A 20,405-nucleotide genomic window follows, 5' to 3' on the forward strand; every position below is an offset into this window, starting at 1 on the left:
AGGCGTTCTTCGGTTTGTTGTTAGCCTGACATCTCGGGCTCGCCAAGTGGTCGCCACCCTGGCACCCGAGCCCCGTGGAGGCGGTCGAAAAAGATGCCAGCGATAGTGCTTCTCGGCGCGCAGTGGGGCGACGAGGGCAAAGGCAAGGTTACCGACCTGCTTGGCGGGCAGGTTGACTACGTCGTCCGCTACTCGGGCGGCAACAACGCCGGTCACACCGTGATCACCCCAGACGGGCAGAAGTACGCCCTGCACCTGATGCCCTCGGGTGCGCTCTCGCCCAACGCGGTGATCGTGATCGGCAACGGCGTGGTGATCGACCCCAAGGTGCTGCTGGCCGAGATCGACGGGCTCGCGGAGCGCGGCGTCGACGTGTCCCGCCTGCGGATCTCCGGTGACGCGCACCTGATCATGCCGCACCACCGGGCCCTGGACCGGGTCGTCGAGCGCTACCTGGGCTCGGCGCGGATCGGCACGACCGGTCGGGGGATCGGGCCGGCCTACGGCGACAAGGTCGCGCGGATGGGCATCCGGGTGCAGGACCTGCTCGACCCGGGCATCCTGCGCAAGAAGCTCGAGCTGACCCTGCGGGAGAAGAACCAGACCCTGTTCAAGGTCTACAACCGCAAGGCGATCGACGCCGACGCGGTGGTCGAGGAATATCTGGCGTACGCCGAACGGCTGCGGCCTTACATCGCCGAGACCCGCGAGATCCTCTGGTCGGCGCTCGACCGGGGCGAGATCGTGCTGATGGAGGGCGCCCAGGCGACCATGCTCGACATGGACCACGGCACCTATCCGTTCGTGACGTCGTCCAACCCGACCGCCGGGGGCGCCTGCGTGGGCGCCGGGATCCCGCCGACCGCGGTGACCCAGGTGATCGGCGTCGCGAAGGCGTACACCACCCGGGTTGGATCTGGTCCCTTCCCGACCGAGCTCTTCGACGAAAACGGCGCGCACCTGCGCAAGGTGGGCGCCGAATATGGCACGACGACCGGTCGCGAGCGGCGGTGTGGTTGGTTCGACGCGGTGGTCGCGCGCTACGCGGTGCGGCTCAACGGCATCACCGACATGGTGATCACGAAGCTCGACGTGCTGACCGGGTTGGAGAAAGTGCCGATCTGCATCGGGTACGAGATCAATGGCACCGTCCACGCCGACATGCCGATGTCGCAGACCGACTTCCACCACGCGGTGCCGGTCTACGAGGAGCACGACGGCTGGTGGGAAGACATCTCCAAGGCGCGCAGCTTCGACGAGTTGCCGGCGGCGGCCCGGTCCTACGTGGAGCGGATCGAGGAGCTGTGCGGCACCCGGGTGTCGGTCATCGGTGTCGGCCCCGGCCGCGAGGAGAACGTCGTGCGGCATGACCTTCTCCGGGTGCCCTAGGATCCGACATCGTGCGCATTCTTCTCATTGGTAGCGGCGGGCGCGAGCATGCCCTCGCCCTTGGTCTGGCGGCTTCTCCCGGTGTCACGCTGATCGCGGCGCCCGGCAACCCCGGCATCGCCGAGGTGGCCGAGCTCCACCCGGTGGAGGCCACCAACCCCGACGCGGTCGCCGCGCTGGCCGTCGAGGTCAGCGCCGACCTGGTCGTGGTCGGGCCCGAGGCGCCGCTGGTGGCCGGCGTGGCCGACGCCGTTCGCGCGAAGGGCATCGCCTGCTTCGGGCCGACGGCGGCGGCGGCGCAATTGGAGGGGTCGAAGACCTTCGCCAATGAGGTCATGGCCGCAGCCGGCGTGCCGACCGCCGGCTCGGTGTCCACCACCGACCCGGCCGAGGCCGCGGCGGCGCTCGACCGGTTCGGCGCGCCCTATGTGGTCAAGGAAGACGGGCTGGCCGCGGGCAAGGGCGTCCTGGTCTCCGACGACCGGGACGCCGCACTCGCACACGCGGCGGCGTGCGAGCGGGTCGTGATCGAGGAGTTCCTCGACGGGCCGGAGGTCTCGCTGTTCGTGGTCACTGACGGCGAGACCGCGGTGCCGCTGCTCCCGGCGCAGGACTTCAAGCGGGTCGGCGAGGGCGACACGGGGCCCAACACCGGCGGGATGGGCGCCTACGCGCCGCTGCCGTGGGCACCGCCGTCGCTGGTCGACGACGTGCTGGCCACCGTGGTGCACCCGACGCTGGCCGAGATGCGCCGGCGCGGGACGCCGTTCGCCGGGCTGCTCTACGTGGGGCTGGCACTGACCCGCGGCGGGCCGAAGGTGATCGAGTTCAACGCGCGGTTCGGTGACCCGGAGTCGCAGGTCGTGCTGCCGCTGCTGGAGACGCCGTTGGCAGACGTGTTGCGGGCGGCGGCGACCGGTTCGCTGGCTTCACTGCAGCCGTTGCGCTGGCGCTCCGGCGCGGCGGTGACGGTGGTCATCGCGTCGGCTGGCTACCCGGCGTCGTCGCGGAGCGGGGACGTGATCTCCGGGGTTTCCGGCGCGGGCTTCATCCACGCCGGCACGGCGCGAGCGTCGGGCGGGGAACTGGTCACCGCCGGTGGGCGGGTGCTGTCGGTGACGGCGATCGGCGCGGATCTTTCGGCGGCCCGGGATGCGGCGTACGCCCTGGTTGACGGGGTGTCGCTGGCCGACGCGGTGATCAGGCGCGACATCGCGCTGGCCGCCGTCGAGGGGCGGATCCGGGTTCCGGGCTAGCTCGTTCTGGCGGCCCGCGGGTGATCGTCCTCATCAGATCGGGTTGTCGTCGGGAACTCGACCGCGACGCGGCACGAAAGCGGGATTCGCCAGGCTCAATCGGTTTCTACCGTGTGTAGCCATGAGGACCTTCCGGATCCCAATGGTGCTGCTCGCCGCGGTCGCGGCCACGTTCTTGTCGGCCTGTGGCGAGAAGGGCGACACCGATCTCGCGTCGGGGTCGCCGTCGCCCGGCACGTCGTATTCGATCGGCGACGACACGCTGACGGATGCTGACGTGAGCCCGTCGCCGACGGCTTCCGCCGACGGCGGCTCCGACAACGGGGGCACCGACGGCGGGAACGTTCGGAAGGATCCGTGGATCGAATACTTCCGGATCAAGCAGAAGCCGCATTGCCCGTCCGGCGAGTGGCCCAACGGGCGCGAGGTGACCGTGGAGTGGAAGGTGACCGGCACCGACAAGGTCACCATCTCGGTCGACGGTCAGGGCATCTACGACACCTACGGCGCCTCGGGCTCGCAGTCTTTCTCGTTCCCCTGCGGCGACTGGGACCCGGGCCAGACGGCCAAACACAGCTACCTGCTGATGACGGTCGGCGGTGGCCCCGTGGCCAAGAAGACGATCACGGCGACGGCTACGGTCAACGGGACCATGACCGCCACCCCGTCGGCCGGTGCCGAACAGGCGGCGCCCGACGCACCCTGAGGTTCTTCGCATGCCGGAAGGTCACACGATCCATCGGTTGGCGGCCCGGCATCGTGAGCTGTTCGCCGGACACAAGGTCGAGCTTTCCAGCCCCCAGGGGCGGTTCGCGGAAGGCGCGGCTTTGCTGTCCGGCACGCTGCTGTGTGCGACCGAGGCGTACGGGAAGCACCTGTTCCACCACTACTCGGGTGGGCTTTCGGTGCATGTGCACCTCGGGCTCTACGGCACGGTGACCGAAGGAGCCGGCACGCCCCCAGTGCCCGTGGGGCAGGTGCGGATGCGGGTGGTGGGTGGCGGGCACTGGCTCGATCTGCGGGGGCCGACCGACTGTTCGGTGCTCACGCCGCCGGAGGTTGGTGCGCTGCGGGGCCGGCTGGGTGCCGATCCGCTGCGTGACGACGCGTCGCCGGCCGCCGCGGTGGCCCGGATCGTGCGCAGCCCCACCCCGATGGCGGCGCTGCTGCTGGATCAGTCGATCATCGCGGGCGTCGGCCTGGTGTATGCCAGCGAGGTGCTGTTCCGGGCCGGGATCGCGCCGACCCGGCCGGGGCGTTCGGTCTCCGCCGACCAGGTGTGGTCGATGTGGGCAGACCTGCGTGCGCTGATGGCCGAGGGCGTGGCGGTGGGGCGGATCGACACTGTGCACAGCAAGCACCTGCCCGAGGCGATGGGACGGGCGCCGCGGGTCGACCGGCACGGCGGTGAGGTCTACGTCTATCGCCGCACCGGCCAGCCGTGCCTGATCTGCGGCACCCCGGTGGCGCGGGCCGGGTTGGCGGGGCGCAACTCGTATTGGTGCCCGACCTGTCAGTCTTCTTCTCTTAGCCCGACGCAGTCGAGCGCCCAGAAGGGCTCGGCGTAGACCAGGGTGCCGGTCATCCAGGGCTCGTATGTGCTGAGCTTGACCACCTGGAACGCCGCGTCGGGGATGCGCAGGCTGGGCTTGCGGAAGCCGAGCGGGGTGGCCTCGTGGAAGCCCCGCTCCCGGTAGTAGGCGGGGTCGCCCTCGAGGAACAGCAGGGGAGCGCCGGCCCTGTCGGCCTCTTCGATCGCGCGGGCGACCAGCAGCGTGCCGATGCCGCGACGCTGGTGCTGTGGCAGCACCCCCAGCGGTGACAGCACGAGCACGTCGACGAGCTTCTTTGGCGCGTCGAGCCAGGAAGCGGTGAGCATGACGTGCCCGGCGGCCTCGCCGTCGACGGTGGCCACGTAGCCGCGCGGCGCGAACGTGGCCGGGCGTTGCCGCAACTGGGTAACCAGGCGCGGCACGAGGTCATCGCCGAAGGCCGCGGCGTGGATCGCGTGGACGGCGTTGGCGTCGTCGCTGGTCTCTTCGCGGATCTTGACGGTCATCGGCGTAGTCTGCCGGCCGCGTTGAGCGTGAGTGCGACGGCGGCGGTCGCTTCGCGGGTCTTGATGGTCATCGGCGGCGTAGTCTGCCGGCCGCGCTGAGTGCGAGTGCGACCGCGGCGGCGCCGAGGGCGCTCCACATGACACCGGCCAGGGTGTGCGGCGCGATGAACTCGGCGACCACGAGCAGGGCCACCACCGCCACCCAGACGGGCGCCGAGGCCCACTTGGTCGCGGTGGCTACGCGGTCGTTGAGCAGCACGAAGACCAGGGCGTAGAGGGCACCGGTGGCGGCGAACACCGGCGCGTAGCGGCCGAGGTGGGTGTAGTCGTCGCCGCCGGCCAGCGCGAAGGCGAAGCCGCCGGCCAGTGCCGACGCGGCGACCAGGACGGCGCCGCTGGCGGCGACCAGGAGCAGCGCGGTGCGCAGCGCGCGCCGGCTGCCCTGGGCCAGGCGGGGGAGGGCGAGCACGGTGACCACCTGCGGCGCCCACAGCGCGCCCTTGGTCAACACCGTGCCGACCGAGTAGGCGCCGGAGGCGTCGGCGGTCAGCAGATGGCGGGCAAGCAGCAGGTCGGCGTAGGACGCGACCAGCATCGCCAGCGTCGCCGAGCAGGCGGTCAACACCTCGCGGCCGCGGATGGCGTCGGCGACGTGGGCCTTGCGGCTGCGGCCGAGCACGGCCAGCGAAGGCGGGATCAGCCAGCTCAGGGCGGCGCTGCCGATCAGCGAGGCGGTGAGGCCGGCGCCGGCGACCAGGCCGACGATGAGCCCGCCGTAGCGGCCCACGGCGAGCACCGCCATGCCCAGCGCCAGGCGCAGGAAGCGCTGGTCGCCCTGCAGCTCGCCGAGCCAGCGGCCGGCGAGCACGGTCGGCAGCGTGGCCAGAGCGGCCAGCAGCGTGTAGTGCGCGGGCAGGTCGAGCACCGGCACCAGCAGCGGCGCGAGCACGGCGAGCGCACCGGCCGACACCACCGCGGTCGCGATGCTGATTTTGTTGGTCGACGCGGCGCCGTTGCGGGCGCGGTGCACGGCGATCGCGATTTGCAGACCGAGGCCGGGCACCGACGCGATCGCGGTCAGGCCGAGCACGGTGGCCAGAGCGCTGAGGTCGGCGCTGGTGAGTTGCCGGGCGCCGATGACCGGCACGAGGTAGCCGAGCGCGTTGGTCAGCGCACCGGCGATGGCGACCGCGGCACCGGCGGCCGCGATGCGCCGCCCGGTCGACGACGCGGGGGCGGCTTCTGGGCGGGTTAGCGCAGTCATGACGCCGTGCAGCCTAAGCCCCAAACGTTGGCTGACGGTGTTGTTATCAAATCGTGACACGTCGATACGGTTGTCACGGAGCGTCCTTTCGCTGGCATGGTCTGTCGGTCTTTGTGGGTTTTCGCGGCGCGGTCCTTGATCGCAATCGGTGGCGGTGCATCTGTGCTGCGGCCGTGCTGCGGTTACTCCTCGGTAACCGGCATCTTGTGACCTCCGTCGCACAGGAGCACCATCGGTCCGTTCTGGGTTACCAGTGAGTAACGCGCGTAGGAGGAACCGTGTCAGAACCCCTTGAAACAACGCGGGGAAAGACCCGCTGGCGGCGGTTCGCCGCGCTCACGCTGCCGGCCCTGGCCGCCGCCGGCTTCATCGTCTTCGGCATGGCCAACGGGGCCATCGCCGCCTCGTTCGCCGTGTCCGGCCAGACCTTCAAGGTCTCGGCGGACAAACTCGTGGGCGACGGCTTCGTCCAATACGGCGGCGTGGTGCAGGACGGCAACGGCGCCGCCCACCCGGTCGCGGTCTCCGGCATCAACAAGGCGACGCTGACCAACCTGTGCCAGTCGGTCAAGGTCCCCGGCGCGCCGGTCGTGCTGACCATCAACGCGGGCGGCGGCGACAAGCCCGCGCGGGCTAGCAACCTGCTCCTCGACCTCACCGAGCTCAACGGCGACGCGACGTTCACCAACATCGAGATCGGCCGCGACGCCGGCACGCTCAACAAGGGCCCGGCGTCGGCCAAGGGCGCGACGGGCTCGTTCGGCCAGCAGGCCGACAAGGTCGTCATCAACGACCTCAAGCAGGTGGCCTGGTCGACGACCGCGGGCACCTTCACCCTCACCGGCCTGCGCCTCAAGGTCAACGTCGGCGCAGACGCCAAGGAATGTTTCTGACGATGAGCAACCCCAGCGCGTCCCATGTCCGGCCCTCTTTCGCGGGCCGGACCTGGCGCAGCTTCGGCCGCTGGCGCCGCAGCCGCCCATTCTGGGGCGGGCTGCTGCTACTCCTCAGCGGCATCGAGATCTTCCTCTCCACCCAGTTGAGCCTCGGCGGGCTGAGCTTCCAACTCGGCCCGACCGGCTTCCTGTCCTGGCTGATCCCCACCATCCTGGCGGCTTGCGGCCTGCTCGCCTGGTCCACGCCGCAGCAACGCATGTTCTACGCCGTCGTGGGCGCGGTCACCGCGGTGTTCTCGCTCATCGGCGTCAACCTGGGCGGCTTCTTCCTGGGCCTGGTCCTCGGCATCGTGGGTGCCGGGTTGGTCTTCGGTTGGACTCCCCTCGCGACGCCGCCGGTTGCAACGACGCCGGCCGGGGGTCCGCTGATCCCAGCGCAGCCTGGGCCGGTCGACGCGGAGCCGGCGGTTGACGAGACGGCCGGGCAGCCGGTGACTTCGGACAGCCTGATTCCCGGGCTGTCCGATCCGGACGCGCCGGAGCGGCCGTCGGAGAGGGTCGGGTCGGTGCCCGACGAGCGCTCCCTGCCCGATGGACCCGGGCGCTCGGGCGACGCCGCCGGGTCGTTCCCTGACGGGTCCGGCGACGCGGTCGCGTCGGCGCCCGACGGGCCCGAGCGGTCGAGCGGCGAGGTTCGCTGGTTCCCTGACGCTGGCGCGCAGCCAGCAGAGCCGATCGGGTCGGCACCCGCCGGGTCTGGTCGGTCGGACGGCGAGGTTGGGTCGTTCGCTGACGGGTCCGGGCACTCCGGAGGCTCCGTTGGGTCTACCTCTGACGGATCCGGGCGGTCGTCCGACACGGTTGGGTCGACGCCTGACGCATCCGGGCAGTCGGATGGTGAGGTCCGGTGGTTCCCCGACGGTGCCGGTGGATCAACGGACCCGACTGGGTGGGTCCCTGGCGAGCCCGCGCGGTCAACGGAGCCGGCCGGGCTGGCGTCCGACTTACCTGGGCGGTCCAGCGAGTCGGCTGGGCTGGTGTCCCACGGACCCGGGCGGTCCGCGGACGGGCACGGGGCGGAGGCCGGCGTGCCGGCGCAGTCCGGCGGGGACCCCGGATCGGCCAAGGATGCGCCCGCCGAGGATCCGCAGGTGTTGCCGCGGCGGGAGAGTCCGCGGTTCTACACGGTGATCGGTTTCCTGATCGTGCTCGGGATGACCGCGGTTTTCGGTCTTCGCACGAGCACACCGGCCTACGCCGCGCCGTGTCCGAAGGCGCCGCCCGTCACGGCGTCGAAGCCGGCGGGGGAGAAGCCGGCCGTTCCCGTCGTTCCGCCGGCCGCGACGCCGACGCCCACGCCGGACGCCGGTGGGTCGGAAGGGGACGACCCCGGGATCATCGGCCGGATCGTCGACGGCATCACCGGGCTCTTCGATGGCGACTCGGCGAAGGACACGGCGACGAAGGAGGGTGCGGCCGACCCGACGCCCGCACCTGCCACCATCGCGAAGCCGGCGCCGTCGAAGAACAGCACAGCGACGACGAAGCCGAAGCCCAAGCCGGGCTGCGCGCGTTCGTCGGGCTCAGCGCCGTCGGACGAGGAGCAGCCGACGCTGGCTCTGCTCGGCGACGAGGGCCTGCCGGACGTCAACCGCAGCCCGTCGGTGCTGACCGGGTCGAAGCTGACCATGTGGGACCTGACCATCGCCGGTATCGCCACGCTGCACACCTCGAGCGGCGACATCCAGGCGTTGAAGTTCACGATGAGCCGGTCGCGGGTTGACGACTTCGCCCTGCGGGTGCCCCAGGGCGAAGGCCGGCCGCTGCTCATCAAGAGCGACCCGCTGGTGGTGAGAGGGGACGTCGCGTTCTACGCGACGCGCTTTGTCGGCCGGTTTCTCGGCGTCAAGCTCACCCTGACCCCCGAGTCGCCGATACCTCCGGACGGGATTCCGCTGACCGTGCCGAAGATCGAGTTCACCGATCCGAACATCCAGCTCGCCTACGTAGCGTGCGACACCCTCGAGGCGCCCACGCTCGACGAGTCCTTCCCCCCGGCATCCACGTAGCCACGCCTGGCGGTGCCGGCCGTGCAAGCGGCCGGCACCAGCCGATGGCAAACCTAGAGGCGGGCCAGAGCTGCCTTCAGCGGGTCGAGGCCGATGGAGCCCAGGTCGAGCGCCTGGCGGTGGAACTCCTTGAGGTTGAAGTCGGCGCCCTTGCGGGCCCGGGCGTCGTCGCGGGCCTGTAGCCAGATGCGCTCGCCGACCTTGTAGGACGGGGCCTGTCCCGGCCAGCCGAGGTAGCGGTTGAGCTCGAAGCGGAGCACGTCGTCTTGCACGCGGCATTGTGCGCGCATGAACTCCCAGCCCAGCTCCGGGGTCCAGCGCTCGCCCGGGTGGAAGCCGAAGGCGTTGTCGCGCGGGATCTCCAGCTCGAGGTGCATGCCGATGTCGACGATCACCCGGGCGGCGCGGAAGGCCTGTGCGTCGAGCATGCCGAGGCGGTCGCCGGGGTCGGACAGGTAGCCGAGGTCATCCATCAGGCGCTCGGCATAGAGGGCCCAGCCCTCGCCGTGGCCGGAGACCCACAGCAGCAGCCGCTGGTAGCGGTTGAGCAACTCGGTGCGGACCGCCGTCTGCGCGACCTGGAGGTGGTGACCGGGCACGCCCTCGTGGTAGACGGTCGTGACCTCTTTCCACGTCGCGAAGTCGGTCATGCCGGCGGGCACGGCCCACCACATGCGGCCCGGGCGGCTGAAGTCTTCGCTCGGGCCCGTGTAGTAGATGCCGCCGTCGCTGGTCGGCGCCAGCATGCACTCGATGCGGCGGACCTGCTCGGGGATGTCGAAGTGGGTGCCGTGCAGCTCGGCGATGGCTTTGTCGGCCAGGCTCTGCATCCAGTCGCGGAACGCTTCCTTGCCCTCGATGCGCCGGGCCGGGTCGGAGTCGAGCGCGTGGACAGCGTCGTCGATCGACGCGCCCGAGCCGGCGATCCGCGCCGCGACGGTGCGCATCTCGGACTCGAGGCGGGCCAGCTCCTCGAAGCCCCACGCGTAGGTCTCGTCGAGGTCGACCTTGGCGCCCAGGAAGTATTGCGAGGCGAGCTGGTAGCGCTCACGACCGGCGGCCTGCTTGTCCCGGCCGAATTGGGCGAGCTCGTCGCGGAGGAACAGGCCGAACGCCTGGGTGGCGGCGGTGGACGCGGCCGCGCCCTGCTCGAGCTTGGCGCGCAGCGCGCCGTCGGCATCGAGCCGGTCGGCGAGCGCGTGGAAGAAGTTGTCGCGGGCCGGGTCGGTCCAGATGTCGCACTGCTTGGCCACCTCGAGCATCTGGTGGCGGGAGCTGGCGTGCCCCTGTGCGGCGGCCTCGCGGAGGGTGACCTGGAGCTGCTCGACCGCGCGCGGGAACGCGTTGAGGCGGGACGCGATGTTGCCGACCGCCTCGGCGCCGTCGGTCGGCATCAGGTCGAACGCGCCGCGCAGCCCGTGCAGGGCGCTGGAGATCACGTTGAGCTCGCTGGTGACCTCGCCGGCGTCGTAACGCGCCAGCTCGAGGCCCAGCCGCTCCTGCATCGCGTCTTTGGCGACCCGCTCGGACTCGGTTTCGGGCTCGGTCGTGGCGAGCTCGGCCAGCGTGCGCCGGGTCAGCTCGGCGCCGGCCGTGAAGCCTTCGGGTGACAGGTCTTCGAACTGGTCGTCAAAGCCCTGGATGCCGACGAACGTGGCACCCGCCGGGTTGAGCGGTGCCCAGTCGTCGACGTAACGGTTGGCGAGGTCATCGATTCGTCCCACGCGTTTGACCCTAAGGCATGGGTCCGACGATTTTTGGGCTGCGGGAGGGGTGTAGGGAAGGGTCGAGGGCCGGGTCCGAAAAGCGCGCGATTCTTGTCGTACCCATAAGGCAGAGTGTCATGGGTGACCACCGCAACCAGTCCTGACAGGGCCGACCAGCGCACCTGGCTTCCGGGCTTCCTGCTGCTCGGCGTGATCTGGGGCTCGAGCTTCCTCTTCATCAAGGTCGGCGTCGCCGAGCTGCACCCGCTCTACGTGACGCTCGGTCGGGTGCTCGCGGGCGTGCTGACCCTGCTCGTCGTGATCGTCGTGACGCGCGACAGGTTGCCCCGCGACCCGCGCCTCTGGTTGCACCTCACGGTCACCGGCGTGGTGGGCACGGCCATGCCCTTCACCCTTTTCGGGTACGGGGAGGAGCGCGTCTCGTCGTCCCTGGCCGGCATCTGGAACGCCACGACGGCCCTGCTGGTGCTGCCGCTCGCGGTCTACCTGTTCCGCACCGAGCGGATGACCGCGCGCCGAGCGGTCGGCCTGCTGATCGGCTTCGCCGGCGTGCTGGTCGTGCTCGGCGTCTGGGAGGGCCTGGGCGGCGCCCAGTTCACCGGCCAGCTCATGTGCATCGCGGCGGCGGCCTGCTACGCGATCGCGATCCCCTACACGAAGCGCTTCGTGAGCGACCGCAGCGAGTCCGGCATCTCGCTGGCCGCCGGCCAACTCATCACGGCGACGGTGGCCCTGGCCATCGTGGCGCCGCTGACCGTCGGTGCGCCGCCCCCGGTCAACGACCTGTCCCTCAAGGCGATCGCGAGCATCCTGACGCTCGGCGCGATCGGCACCGGCCTCGCCTTCGTCCTCAACATGCGCAACATCAAAATCGTCGGCGCCACCACGGCGTCGATGGTCACCTACCTGATCCCGGTCTTCGCCGTGGTGATCGGCGTGCTGGCGCTCGACGAGCACATCACCTGGCACCAGCCCGTCGGCGCCCTGATCGTCCTGTTCGGCGTGGCCGTCGCGCAGGGCCTGATCGGCCCACGCAAGCGCGTTCAACCCGCCCCCGTCACGCCAGCAACCGAGCTGGCCGTCGAACGCGCCTAGCGCAAGGCCGCGCCGCCACCCGTCGCGGGCGGTGCCGGCCGAGGTGCGGCCGGTCTTCATGGCCAAAGGCCGCGGGGGCCGTCCGTTGGCGGGGGTATCGGCCGAGGTGCGACCGGTCTCTATGGCCGAGGTCGCGCCGCCGCCGGTCGCCGGTGGCCCGGCCGAGGTGCGGCCGGTCTTCACGGCCAAAGGCCGCGGGGTCGTCCGTTGCCGGGGGTGTTGGCCGAGGTGCGGCCGGTCTTTCACGGCCGAAGGCCGCGGGGTCGTCCGTTGCCGGGGGTGTTGGCCGAGGTGCGGCCGGTCTTTCACGGCCGAAGGCCGCGGGGTCGTCCGTTGCCGGGGGTGTTGGCCGAGGTGCGGCTGGCTTCACGGCCAAGGCCGCCGCAACCGACAAAGGCGGCTAGCGGTCGTGGCTGGCCGACCAGTCGACGAGTTGGTCGGCCTTCCAGGTGTTGACCACGCGATCGGCGGTGACGCCGCACAGGGCGGCGCGTTCGCAGCCGAAGCGTTGCCAGTCGAGTTGACCCGGCGCGTGTGCGTCGGTGCTGATGGTGAAGACGCAGCCGGCCTCGAGGGCCTGGCGCATCAGGCGCTTCGGCGGGTCCTGGCGTTCCGGGCGCGAGTTGATCTCGACGGCTTTGCCGTGTTCGGCGCAGGCGGCGAAGACGGCCGCCGCGTCGAAGTCCGACGGTGGGCGCAGCCGCTTGCGGTGGCCGCGGTCGCCGGGGCCCTCGGCGCCGGCCGGGCGGTTGGCGACCATCCGGCCGGTGCAGTGGCCGAGCACGTCCATGTGCGGGTTTTCGATCGCCCGCAGCATCCGGCGGGTCATCCGGGCGCTCTCGTCGCGCAGGCCGCTGTGCGCCGACGCGACCACCACGTCGAGCCTGGCCAGCAACTCGTCTTCCTGATCGAGCGAGCCGTCGGCGAGGATGTCGACCTCGATGCCGGTCAGGATCCGGAAGCCCGCCGGCAACGCCTCGTTGACCGCCGCCACATAGTCGAGTTGCCGCTTCAAGCGGTCGGCGGTCAAGCCCCGCGCCACCTTGAGCGACGGGGAATGGTCGGTGAGCACGACGTATTCGTGGCCCAGCTCGACCGCCGCCAGCGCCATCTCCTCGATCGGGGAGCCGCCGTCTGACCAGTCGGAGTGGGTGTGGCAGTCACCCCGCAACGCGGCGCGCAGCGCGGCGGCCGCGTCGTCCAGGTCGACGCCCTCGGTGGCGTTGAGCCGGCGCAGGTAGACCGGCTCCTCGCCGGCCAGCGACTCGGCGACGCAGCGGGCGGTCACGTCGCCGACGCCGGTCAGCTCGGTCAGCGTGCCGGCCGCGGCGCGTTGCGCGACCTCGGCGGCGGGCAGGGCGCTCAGCGTCTTCGCGGCCGAGCGGAACGCCCGGACCCGGTAGGTCGCCTCGTTGGCCCGTTCGAGCAGGAACGCGATGCGCCGAAGATCGGCGACGGGGTCACGCGCGGTGGTCACGCTCCGAACCTACTTGGCCGCGGCCCCGACCACCGCCCCCGCGCCGCTTGGTTAGCGTGGGGTCATGCGCACGATCGACTGGGTCGACGGGAATGTCGAGATCATCGACCAGACATTGCTGCCCGGCCGGCTGGAGCTGCGCCGGATCGCGACGGTCGAAGACCTGATCAACGCCATTCAATCGCTCGCCGTACGCGGTGCACCCGCGCTCGGCGTCGCCGGTGCCTACGGTGTCGCGCTGGCGGCCAGGCAGCACGGTGGCGACGAGAAGCTGCTCCTGGACGCCGTACACCGGATAACGACGGCGCGGCCGACGGCGGTCAACCTGGCCCGCGGTGCCGAACGGGTCGCGGCGCTGTTGCCGAAGGGATTCGACGCCGTGCTGGCCGAGGCCGACGCGTTGCGTGACGAGGAGATCGCCGCGTCGGCCGCGATGGCGATCCGGGGTGCCGACCTGTTGACCGAACTCTGCGGTCCGGCGCCGCGGGTGCTGACGCACTGCAACACCGGTGCGCTCGCCGCGGTTGTCGGTGGCACGGCCCTGGGCGCCGTCGCCGAGTTGCACCGGCGTGGCCACCTCGATTCGGTGATCGCCAGTGAGACCCGGCCGCTGCTCCAGGGCGCCCGGCTGACCTCCTGGGAGCTGGGCCAGCTCGGCATCGACTTCCGGGTCGCGGTCGACAGCGCCGGGCCGTTCCTGATGGCGCGCGGCGAGGTGGACGCGGTGGTGTTGGGCGCCGACCGGATCTGCGGCAACGGTGACACGGTCAACAAGGTGGGCACCTACGCGCACGCGCTGGGCGCCCGCCGGGCCGGCATCCCGTTCGTCGTGGTCGCGCCGGAGTCCACCGTGGACCACGACACGGCCAGTGGCGCTGACGTCGAGATCGAGGACCGCGACGGTGCCGAGGTGGTGACCGGGGTGCCGGCGGTCAACCCGGCGTTCGACGTGACACCGCACGACCTGGTGACGGCGATCGTCACAGATCGTCGAGTGGTCCGCCTTGATCGCGGGGAGCGGGTCTGACGACGGTCACCGTCGACCGGTCCGCCGACACCGCCTTGACCCAACCGCCGGCGCGGCCCAACCGGATCAGGGCGTCGGGGCGGGCCGGGATGTCGAGCGGCGCGGCGAGCGCGGGCGGCCAACCGGCCCGCATCGCGTGACCCGGTGCGAGCCAGGGGAGCAGCGCGGTCATCGGGTCGGCCGCGTCGAGGGCGGCGCGCGCGTCCTGGAGCGCCGCGATGATCCCGTCGAGGGCGGGCCCGACCGCCGGTGCGTTGCCGCCGCACATCGCCGCGATCAGCTCCGGCCGGGTCGCCGCGACCCGGGTGCCATCGCGGAACGACCCGGCCGCCAGGGCACTCGCCAGCGGGTCGGCCGCCGCGGCGGCAAGAGCGGTCGCGAGCAGATGGGGTACGTGGCTCACGGTCGCCACCGCCCGGTCGTGCTCCTCGGCCGTGGCCGGCACCACCCGGGCGCCCAGCCCGATGACCAACTCGGCGAGGTCGAGCCAGTCACCGAGCGAGGTGCTGCCGGGCTCGATGCAGAGCACCCAGGCGCAGTCGTGGAAGAGGTCGGCGTCGGACGCGGCGAACCCGGAACTCTCCTTGCCGGCCATCGGATGGCCGCCGACGTAGCCCGCCAGCCGCTGGTGCCGGCCCTGCAACCGCTGTTCGACCAGCATCCGCACCGGCGTCTTGACCGAGGTGACGTCGGTGACCAGGCCGGTGTAGCCGGCGGCGCCGATCTCGTCGAGCACCCGCGGCACGGCGGGCAGCGGGACGGCGACGATCACCAGGCCGGCGCTCGCGACCGCGTCCCGGATCGTGCCGGTGACCTGCCAACGGCCGTTCTGTGGGGCACGCGCGGCGGCGGTGCGGGCGGTTGCCCGGGTGGCCGGATCGGCGTCGTAGCCGAGCACCTGGTGTCCCCGGGCGGCGAGGGCGCGCAGCGCCGATCCGCCGATGAGACCCAACCCGATCACCGCGATGTCCACGCGAGCGACTCTCGCACACCGCGAGGCCCTGCGGCGCGTGGTGCGGGTGCGTCGGCGCCGTCGCGTTTCGCGGGTCGGATCAGCCAAATCGGACAGTGGCCCGGTTACGGTGTCTCCCGTGACATTTCGGGGCAAACTTGCCGGACTTTTTACCGCGGCCGCCGCCACCACCGCTGCGGTGCTGCTGTCGGCTTCGCCGGCCTGGGCGACGGTGGTCTCCGCGACGCCTGACCCGCTGCCGACTTTCAACGGTTTGGTGCTCGCGACGGCGTACTCCGGAAACACGCTCTTCGTGGGTGGCGATTTCACCAGTGTGACCGCCGGCGGCCGGACCGTCGCGCGGAGCCGGCTGGCCGCGGTCAACGCGCGCACCGGTGCGTTGCTGCCCTGGGCACCGGCTGCCGACAGCACGGTCCGCGCGATCACGGTCTCCGGCAGCGCGGTCTTCGTCGGCGGTGCGTTCACCGCGATCAGTGGCGCCCGCCGCGACGGGCTGGCCCGCCTCGACGGCGGCAGCGGCGCGGTGCACAACTCCTTCAAGCAGTCGCTGACCGGCATGCCGTACGGGCTCGCGGTCGCCAATGGTCGGCTCTACGCCGGTGGGTCGATGACCAGCCTCAACGGCCAGGCGATCGGACGGCTCGCGGCATTCGACCCGGCCACCGGCGCGGTGGTGGGGGGCTTTCGGCCGCGCGCCGACAGCACGGTCGAGTCGGTTGTCGCGGCCGGCAGCCGGATCTACGTCGGCGGAAAGTTCGGCTCGATCAACGGGGCCGGCGGCACCCGGCACCTGGCCGCGCTGACCTCCACCGGTGCGGTCGACACCCGATTCACCTCGCGGGCCAGCGACGTGGTGCACGCGGTCGCGGTCGGCGCCTCCGGCGTCTACGCGGCGATGGGCGGGCCGGGCGGCCGGCTGGGCGCGTTCACCACCACCGGCGTCGGGCGCTGGACGTTGACCATGGACGGCGACGCGCAGGCGGTGACCGTGCTCGACAAGGTGGTCTACATCGGCGGCCACTTCGACGCCGTGTGCAAGTCGGCGCGCACCGGCGACCACGGCAACTGCATCGACGGCAACACCCGCCGGATCAAGTTGGCCGCGGCCAACGAGGCGGGTGGCGCACTGCTGCCCTGGGCCGCCGACGGCAACGGGTCGAGCGGGGTGTTCACGATGGCGGCCAGCGCGAGCCTGCACAAGATGGTCGCGGGCGGGGCGTTCACCACGATCCGCGGCGCGGCCCGGGCCCGGCTGGCCCAGTTCGGCTGACGCCGCCGGCCGGTCGAAACGCTCGGTACGCTAGCCGCAAGGTTCGAGAGGGGATGACCGTGGCGCAACCAGCGATGCCGCCCGCGGGCGCACCCCGCACCCCGCCATCTGGTTTGTTCCCAGCGGCCCGGACCCGGCCCACCTATCGCGAGCCGCACGCCGTGCGGGGCAGCGCGGTGGCCGCCGGGGCCGGCGCTGGTGCGGTCTGGCTGCTCGCCTTCGGCGTGGTCGACTCGAGCGTCCGGGGCTATGCCTACTGGACGCTGTTGGCCGGCGCCATCGCCTGGCTCGTGTCGGCACTGTTGGTCCGGGCCGGCGACCGCGGCGTGGCGGTCGGCGTCGCGGCCGCCACCGGGCTCGGCTGGAGCATCGCGGCGGTGGTGGTCGGTGTCACCTGGGCGACCCACGGCAACTGGCCACTGTGGTGACCAGACGTGTTCGTTCCGCGACCTCACGTGGTCGCGATGCCTCGCTACGTAAGGGATTCGCTGCACTGTGCGACCGGCCTTGACTAACCGCTCGAGCATCGGAGACGCTGCCGCCATGGCTTGGAAAGTGCAGCGGCTGGATCCTGAGCGCAGCCGCCGCCGGATGCAGCTACTGGCCGAACTCGCGGGAGCGAAGTCGGTCCGGGAGCGCACCCAGCCGCGACGACTTCAGGGCGACCGGCTCCGTGAGTTGATCGCAACCCGGCGCCGTCTGGCCAGCTGACCCGTCCCTCCTCGGGGAGTTGGTCGAGCCACTGGCGACCTGACCGACTACCGTCACGTTCACACCGAAAACGCCGGTGCACGGCGGCGGTTGCGCGCCGCCGGGGGTCAATTGGGGGAATCCGCCGTGTCCTACTTTGCTGGAGCCGCTCTCCGCGGTTCGGCCGGCTGGACCGCTGCCGAGGTCAGCCTGCACGGTGTTGTCGACGTCGAAGAGGTCGCCGACCGCCTGCGCGATGCCGATCTCGACGCCGACATCTCACTGCTCTTCATCGAGTCTGACGACACCTATCTCGTCGTGATGCGCCTCGACGAGGGCGAAGACCTGCGGATTTTCGGTTCCGACTCGGCCTTCGCCGACGAGTCGCGGCTCGGTGCCATCCTGGTCGGCGACATCAAGGTGCCGGCGATCGAGATCGACGAGGTGGTCGAGCGGAGCGCCGACGCCGATCCCGACAAGCCCGCCGCCGATCCCGACGCCGACCCGGTCGGTGACGCCGATCTGCTCGCCGACCTCGGTGTCTCGGCCCGGCGGCTGCTGGAGTTGTGCGGCCACGAGGGCCTGTTGCCCGCCGATGTCACCGCGGAGATCTGCCAGACGATCGGCTGCGGTGACGAGGTCGAGGAGCTTCGGGAGGCGTGACGTCGGCCCGGCGCGACCGCCACGAGGAGTGGATGCGGCGGGCGTTGACCGTCGCGGCCGGTGCGGCCGCCGGCGACGCGGCTGACGTGCCGGTCGGCGCGGTGCTGCTCGACGCGTCCGGCAACGAACTCGCGGTCGGGCACAACGAGCGCGAGTTGACCGGCGACCCGACCGCACACGCGGAGATCGTGGCGATGCGGCGGGCCGCGGCGACGCTGGGCACCTGGCGGCTCGAAGGGTGCACGCTGGTCGTCACCCTCGAACCGTGCACGATGTGCGCCGGCGCGCTGGTGCTGGCTCGGGTGTCCACGGTGGTGTTCGGCGCCTGGGAGCCGAAGACCGGCGCGATCGGCTCGCTCTGGGACGTCGTGCGCGATCGGCGGTTGACGCACCGGCCCGAGGTGTATGGCGGGGTGCTCGCGGCCGAGGCCGCCGACCTGCTACGCGGTTTCTTCCGGCCCCGCTAGTGCCGGCTTCATCAGGTCAGCGGCGACGTCGCGGGCGGGCTGGGTCCACGGTGTCGGGCGCATGCTCTCCGGGTCGAGCCGGACGATCGTGCGGCGGCCCTCGGCGTGGGTGGTCGTGCCGTCGGCCGACGTGATCCGGAAGCCGTAAACCCCGCTGGTGCGGCCGAACGAGTCGAGCCAGAAGTGGATCGCGACATCGCCGGTGCCGCGGATCGGCGTGCGGTAGTTGATGGTGAACTCGACGACCGCGTGGAAGCTGTCGGGCAGGGTCGGGCGGCCGTCGGCGAAGCTGAAGCCGCGCTGTTCCCAGTAGGCGGTCAGCGCGCGCTCGAGGAGCAGGGCGTAGCGGGCGTTGTGCACGATGCCCATCGCGTCGAGGTCGTCGTAGTGGATGCGGATGCGCTCGAGGTGGCCGTACTCCAGAACGGTTGTCATCTTTCAGCCCTCCGGCAGCAGGTCGGGATCGGTCGCGAGGGTGCGCAGGCGGTCACCGGCGGCCCGGCGCGCGTAGTGGTAGGTCGGTTCGGGCGACTTGATGCGGGAAAGCAGCACCGCGCTGAGAGCGAACGACTCGAGTTCGTACGCCAGTTGGTGTGTGTCTGTGTCGTTGAGCAGCTCGCCGGATTGCACGGCCTCCCGCGCGAGGCGCTCGACCAGCTCGGACCAGGTCGCGAAGTGCTCGGTCAGCCGGTCGCGGACCAGGCCGGGGCGGACGCTGAACTCGAACTGGACCTTCGCGAAGAAGCAGCCGCCGGGCAGGTGGCGGTCTTCGTAGAAGCGGATGCGGTGGTCGTGCAGCGCCCAGAGGCGGCGGATGCCGCGGGGCGCTTGGAGGGCGGGGCGCACGACGTGCTCGAGGAACTGCTCGCGGGCCTGCTCGATGGTGGCGAGTTGGAGCTCTTCCTTGGATCGCCAGTGTGCGAAGAGGCCGGACTTGCTGACGCCCAGATCGGTGGCGAGTTGCCCGAGCGAGAGGCCGTCGAGGCCGTCTTCGGTGGCGCGGGCGACCGCGCGGTCGAGCACAGCAGCTCGGGTGCGGTCGCCACGCGCGATCCGGCCGTCGATGGTCACCCGGTCAACCTAGCGGGTTAACCGAACGACCGGTCGTAAAGTTTGTTGTGGCGCTTGTCTCTTTGTGTTGAGGCTCAGGCGATGGCCGTGTCCAGGGCGATCTCCACCATCTGGCCGAAGGTCTGCTCGCGCTCCTGCGACGTGGTCTTCTCGCCGGTCTTGATGTGGTCGGAGACGGTGAGCAGGGTCAACGCGCGGGCCTTGAAGCGCATCGCGATCGTGTAGAGCGCGGCGGACTCCATCTCGACCGCCAGGACGCCGTAGTCGGCCAGGGTGTCGAAGAGGTCGGGCCGGTCGGTGTAGAAGGCGTCGGCGGCCAGGATCGGGCCGACCCGCATCGAGATGCCGCGCCGCTCGGCGATGTCGACCGCGTTGCGCAACAGGCTGAAGTCGGCGACCGGGGCATAGTCGATCAGGCCGTCGAAGCGGGCGCGGTTCATGTAGGAGTCGGTCGACGCGCCACTCGCGGCGATCACGTCGCGGAGTTGCAGGTCTTCGGTCAGGGCGCCACAGGAGCCGACCCGGATCAGCGTCTTCACGCCGTAGTCGTTGATCAGCTCGTGCGTGTAGATCGAAGCCGAGGGCATGCCCATGCCGGAGCCCTGCACCGAGACCTCGACACCCTGCCAGCGCCCGGTGTAGCCGAGCATGCCGCGCACCTGGGTGTAGCACTTGGCGTCGTCGAGGTAGGTCTCGGCGATCCACTTCGCCCGCAGCGGGTCGCCGGGCATGAGGACGCGTTCCGCGATGTCGCCGGGCTCCGCCCCGATGTGAATACTCATGGCGGCGATCCTGCCAGGTCGGTGTGGGTGCCGTCCGCCGGCGGTGGTGCCCGCGCGGGGTTCGCCTCGGGGGTCGGGTAATCTCATCGGCGGTGGCGTGTCCGAGTGGCCTAAGGAGCACGCCTCGAAAGCGTGTGAGGGTTTACGCCCTCCGCGGGTTCAAATCCCGCCGCCACCGCCATTGACGCCGGGTCCCTCGCGGGGCCCGGCGTCGCTTTGTGTGGTCTGAA

Annotated in this window: 21 protein-coding genes and 1 tRNA gene; 14 read left to right on the forward strand and 8 right to left on the reverse strand. The window is 71.2% G+C overall.

The window, feature by feature from the left end; genetic code table 11:
- Positions 1-93: 93 nt before the first annotated feature.
- The 4 genes from DFJ67_RS12390 to DFJ67_RS12405 all read left to right on the forward strand — a co-directional run bounded on the left by DFJ67_RS12390 (position 94) and on the right by DFJ67_RS12405 (position 4,213).
- Entirely contained in the window at positions 94-1,389 is a 1,296-nt protein-coding gene (locus DFJ67_RS12390) for an adenylosuccinate synthase (RefSeq protein WP_116068016.1), read from the forward strand.
- 11 nt (positions 1,390-1,400) lie between these two features.
- Positions 1,401-2,645, forward strand: coding sequence for a phosphoribosylamine--glycine ligase (gene purD, locus DFJ67_RS12395; protein WP_116068017.1), 1,245 nt, complete (start codon positions 1,401-1,403; stop codon positions 2,643-2,645).
- Between the two features lie 121 nt (positions 2,646-2,766).
- Positions 2,767-3,351 carry a hypothetical protein gene (locus DFJ67_RS12400; RefSeq protein ID WP_147315499.1) on the forward strand — a complete coding sequence of 195 codons (585 nt, stop codon included), beginning with the start codon at positions 2,767-2,769 and terminating at the stop codon, positions 3,349-3,351.
- Between the two features lie 10 nt (positions 3,352-3,361).
- A complete protein-coding gene (locus tag DFJ67_RS12405; RefSeq protein ID WP_116068019.1) occupies positions 3,362-4,213 on the forward strand; it encodes an Fpg/Nei family DNA glycosylase in 852 nt (283 codons plus the stop codon).
- Here the strand turns inward: DFJ67_RS12405 and DFJ67_RS12410 are convergent.
- Both DFJ67_RS12410 and DFJ67_RS12415 read right to left on the reverse strand, forming a co-directional pair.
- Positions 4,159-4,704: a GNAT family N-acetyltransferase gene (locus DFJ67_RS12410; protein ID WP_116068020.1), complete on the reverse strand. Its 546-nt coding sequence runs from the start codon at positions 4,702-4,704 to the stop codon at positions 4,159-4,161. The genes DFJ67_RS12405 and DFJ67_RS12410 overlap by 55 nt on opposite strands.
- Before the next feature lie 67 nt (positions 4,705-4,771).
- Positions 4,772-5,968 carry an MATE family efflux transporter gene (locus DFJ67_RS12415; protein ID WP_116068021.1) on the reverse strand — a complete coding sequence of 399 codons (1,197 nt, stop codon included), beginning with the start codon at positions 5,966-5,968 and terminating at the stop codon, positions 4,772-4,774.
- Between the two features lie 278 nt (positions 5,969-6,246).
- Between DFJ67_RS12415 and DFJ67_RS12420 the strand changes: the two genes are divergently transcribed.
- Both DFJ67_RS12420 and DFJ67_RS43775 read left to right on the forward strand, forming a co-directional pair.
- A complete protein-coding gene (locus tag DFJ67_RS12420) occupies positions 6,247-6,861 on the forward strand; it encodes a DUF6230 family protein (protein WP_116068022.1) in 615 nt (204 codons plus the stop codon).
- Between the two features lie 2 nt (positions 6,862-6,863).
- Positions 6,864-8,933 (forward strand): DUF6114 domain-containing protein, encoded by a 2,070-nt coding sequence (locus DFJ67_RS43775; RefSeq protein ID WP_239097610.1) that lies wholly within the window; start codon positions 6,864-6,866, stop codon positions 8,931-8,933.
- A 53-nt stretch (positions 8,934-8,986) separates the two neighbouring features.
- On the opposite strand, the gene DFJ67_RS12430 is transcribed toward DFJ67_RS43775, so the two are convergent.
- A complete protein-coding gene (locus DFJ67_RS12430; protein WP_116068023.1) occupies positions 8,987-10,657 on the reverse strand; it encodes a DUF885 domain-containing protein in 1,671 nt (556 codons plus the stop codon).
- Between the two features lie 123 nt (positions 10,658-10,780).
- Here DFJ67_RS12430 and DFJ67_RS12435 point away from each other — a divergent pair, with 123 nt between their 5' ends.
- Complete coding sequence (locus DFJ67_RS12435) at positions 10,781-11,755, forward strand: DMT family transporter (RefSeq protein ID WP_116068024.1); 975 nt, start codon at positions 10,781-10,783, stop codon at positions 11,753-11,755.
- A gap of 400 nt (positions 11,756-12,155) precedes the next feature.
- Here the strand turns inward: DFJ67_RS12435 and DFJ67_RS12440 are convergent, their stop codons facing one another.
- Positions 12,156-13,232 carry a PHP domain-containing protein gene (locus DFJ67_RS12440; RefSeq protein ID WP_116068025.1) on the reverse strand — a complete coding sequence of 359 codons (1,077 nt, stop codon included), beginning with the start codon at positions 13,230-13,232 and terminating at the stop codon, positions 12,156-12,158.
- A 64-nt stretch (positions 13,233-13,296) separates the two neighbouring features.
- On the opposite strand from DFJ67_RS12440, the gene mtnA reads away from it, so the two are divergent.
- Positions 13,297-14,259, forward strand: a complete 963-nt coding sequence (mtnA, locus tag DFJ67_RS12445) for an S-methyl-5-thioribose-1-phosphate isomerase (RefSeq protein ID WP_116068026.1) — start codon at positions 13,297-13,299, stop codon at positions 14,257-14,259.
- Here the strand turns inward: mtnA and DFJ67_RS12450 are convergent.
- A complete protein-coding gene (locus DFJ67_RS12450; RefSeq protein ID WP_116068027.1) occupies positions 14,213-15,232 on the reverse strand; it encodes a prephenate dehydrogenase in 1,020 nt (339 codons plus the stop codon). The two genes, mtnA and DFJ67_RS12450, sit on opposite strands and share 47 nt — an antisense overlap.
- 118 nt (positions 15,233-15,350) lie before the next feature.
- Between DFJ67_RS12450 and DFJ67_RS12455 the strand changes: the two genes are divergently transcribed.
- The 5 genes from DFJ67_RS12455 (at position 15,351) to DFJ67_RS12470 (ending at position 18,322) form a co-directional block, all read left to right on the forward strand.
- The gene (locus tag DFJ67_RS12455) at positions 15,351-16,502 is read left to right on the forward strand and encodes an NHL repeat-containing protein (protein ID WP_239097660.1); all 1,152 of its coding nucleotides are present in this window, start codon (positions 15,351-15,353) and stop codon (positions 16,500-16,502) included.
- A gap of 53 nt (positions 16,503-16,555) precedes the next feature.
- Complete coding sequence (locus DFJ67_RS12460) at positions 16,556-16,930, forward strand: hypothetical protein (protein ID WP_239097659.1); 375 nt, start codon at positions 16,556-16,558, stop codon at positions 16,928-16,930.
- 115 nt (positions 16,931-17,045) lie between these two features.
- Complete coding sequence (locus DFJ67_RS42640) at positions 17,046-17,213, forward strand: hypothetical protein (protein ID WP_170215820.1); 168 nt, start codon at positions 17,046-17,048, stop codon at positions 17,211-17,213.
- A 126-nt stretch (positions 17,214-17,339) separates the two neighbouring features.
- On the forward strand, positions 17,340-17,855 hold the full coding sequence (locus DFJ67_RS12465) for a tRNA adenosine deaminase-associated protein (protein ID WP_116068029.1): 516 nt from the start codon (positions 17,340-17,342) through the stop codon (positions 17,853-17,855).
- A complete protein-coding gene (locus DFJ67_RS12470) occupies positions 17,852-18,322 on the forward strand; it encodes a nucleoside deaminase (protein WP_275407704.1) in 471 nt (156 codons plus the stop codon). The genes DFJ67_RS12465 and DFJ67_RS12470 overlap by 4 nt, the downstream gene beginning before the upstream one ends.
- Here the strand turns inward: DFJ67_RS12470 and DFJ67_RS12475 are convergent.
- The 3 genes from DFJ67_RS12475 to deoD form a co-directional block, all read right to left on the reverse strand.
- On the reverse strand, positions 18,296-18,757 hold the full coding sequence (locus DFJ67_RS12475) for an acyl-CoA thioesterase (protein WP_116068030.1): 462 nt from the start codon (positions 18,755-18,757) through the stop codon (positions 18,296-18,298). The genes DFJ67_RS12470 and DFJ67_RS12475 overlap by 27 nt on opposite strands.
- A gap of 3 nt (positions 18,758-18,760) precedes the next feature.
- Entirely contained in the window at positions 18,761-19,393 is a 633-nt protein-coding gene (locus DFJ67_RS12480) for a TetR/AcrR family transcriptional regulator (RefSeq protein WP_116068031.1), read from the reverse strand.
- Between the two features lie 74 nt (positions 19,394-19,467).
- Positions 19,468-20,175, reverse strand: coding sequence for a purine-nucleoside phosphorylase (gene deoD / locus DFJ67_RS12485; RefSeq protein WP_116068032.1), 708 nt, complete (start codon positions 20,173-20,175; stop codon positions 19,468-19,470).
- 91 nt (positions 20,176-20,266) lie between these two features.
- Between deoD and DFJ67_RS12490 the strand changes: the two genes are divergently transcribed.
- A tRNA-Ser gene (locus tag DFJ67_RS12490) sits at positions 20,267-20,356 on the forward strand.
- Positions 20,357-20,405 lie beyond the last annotated feature (49 nt).

The sequence above is a fragment of the Asanoa ferruginea genome, assembly GCF_003387075.1.
Classification (GTDB): Bacteria; Actinomycetota; Actinomycetes; order Mycobacteriales; family Micromonosporaceae; genus Asanoa; species Asanoa ferruginea.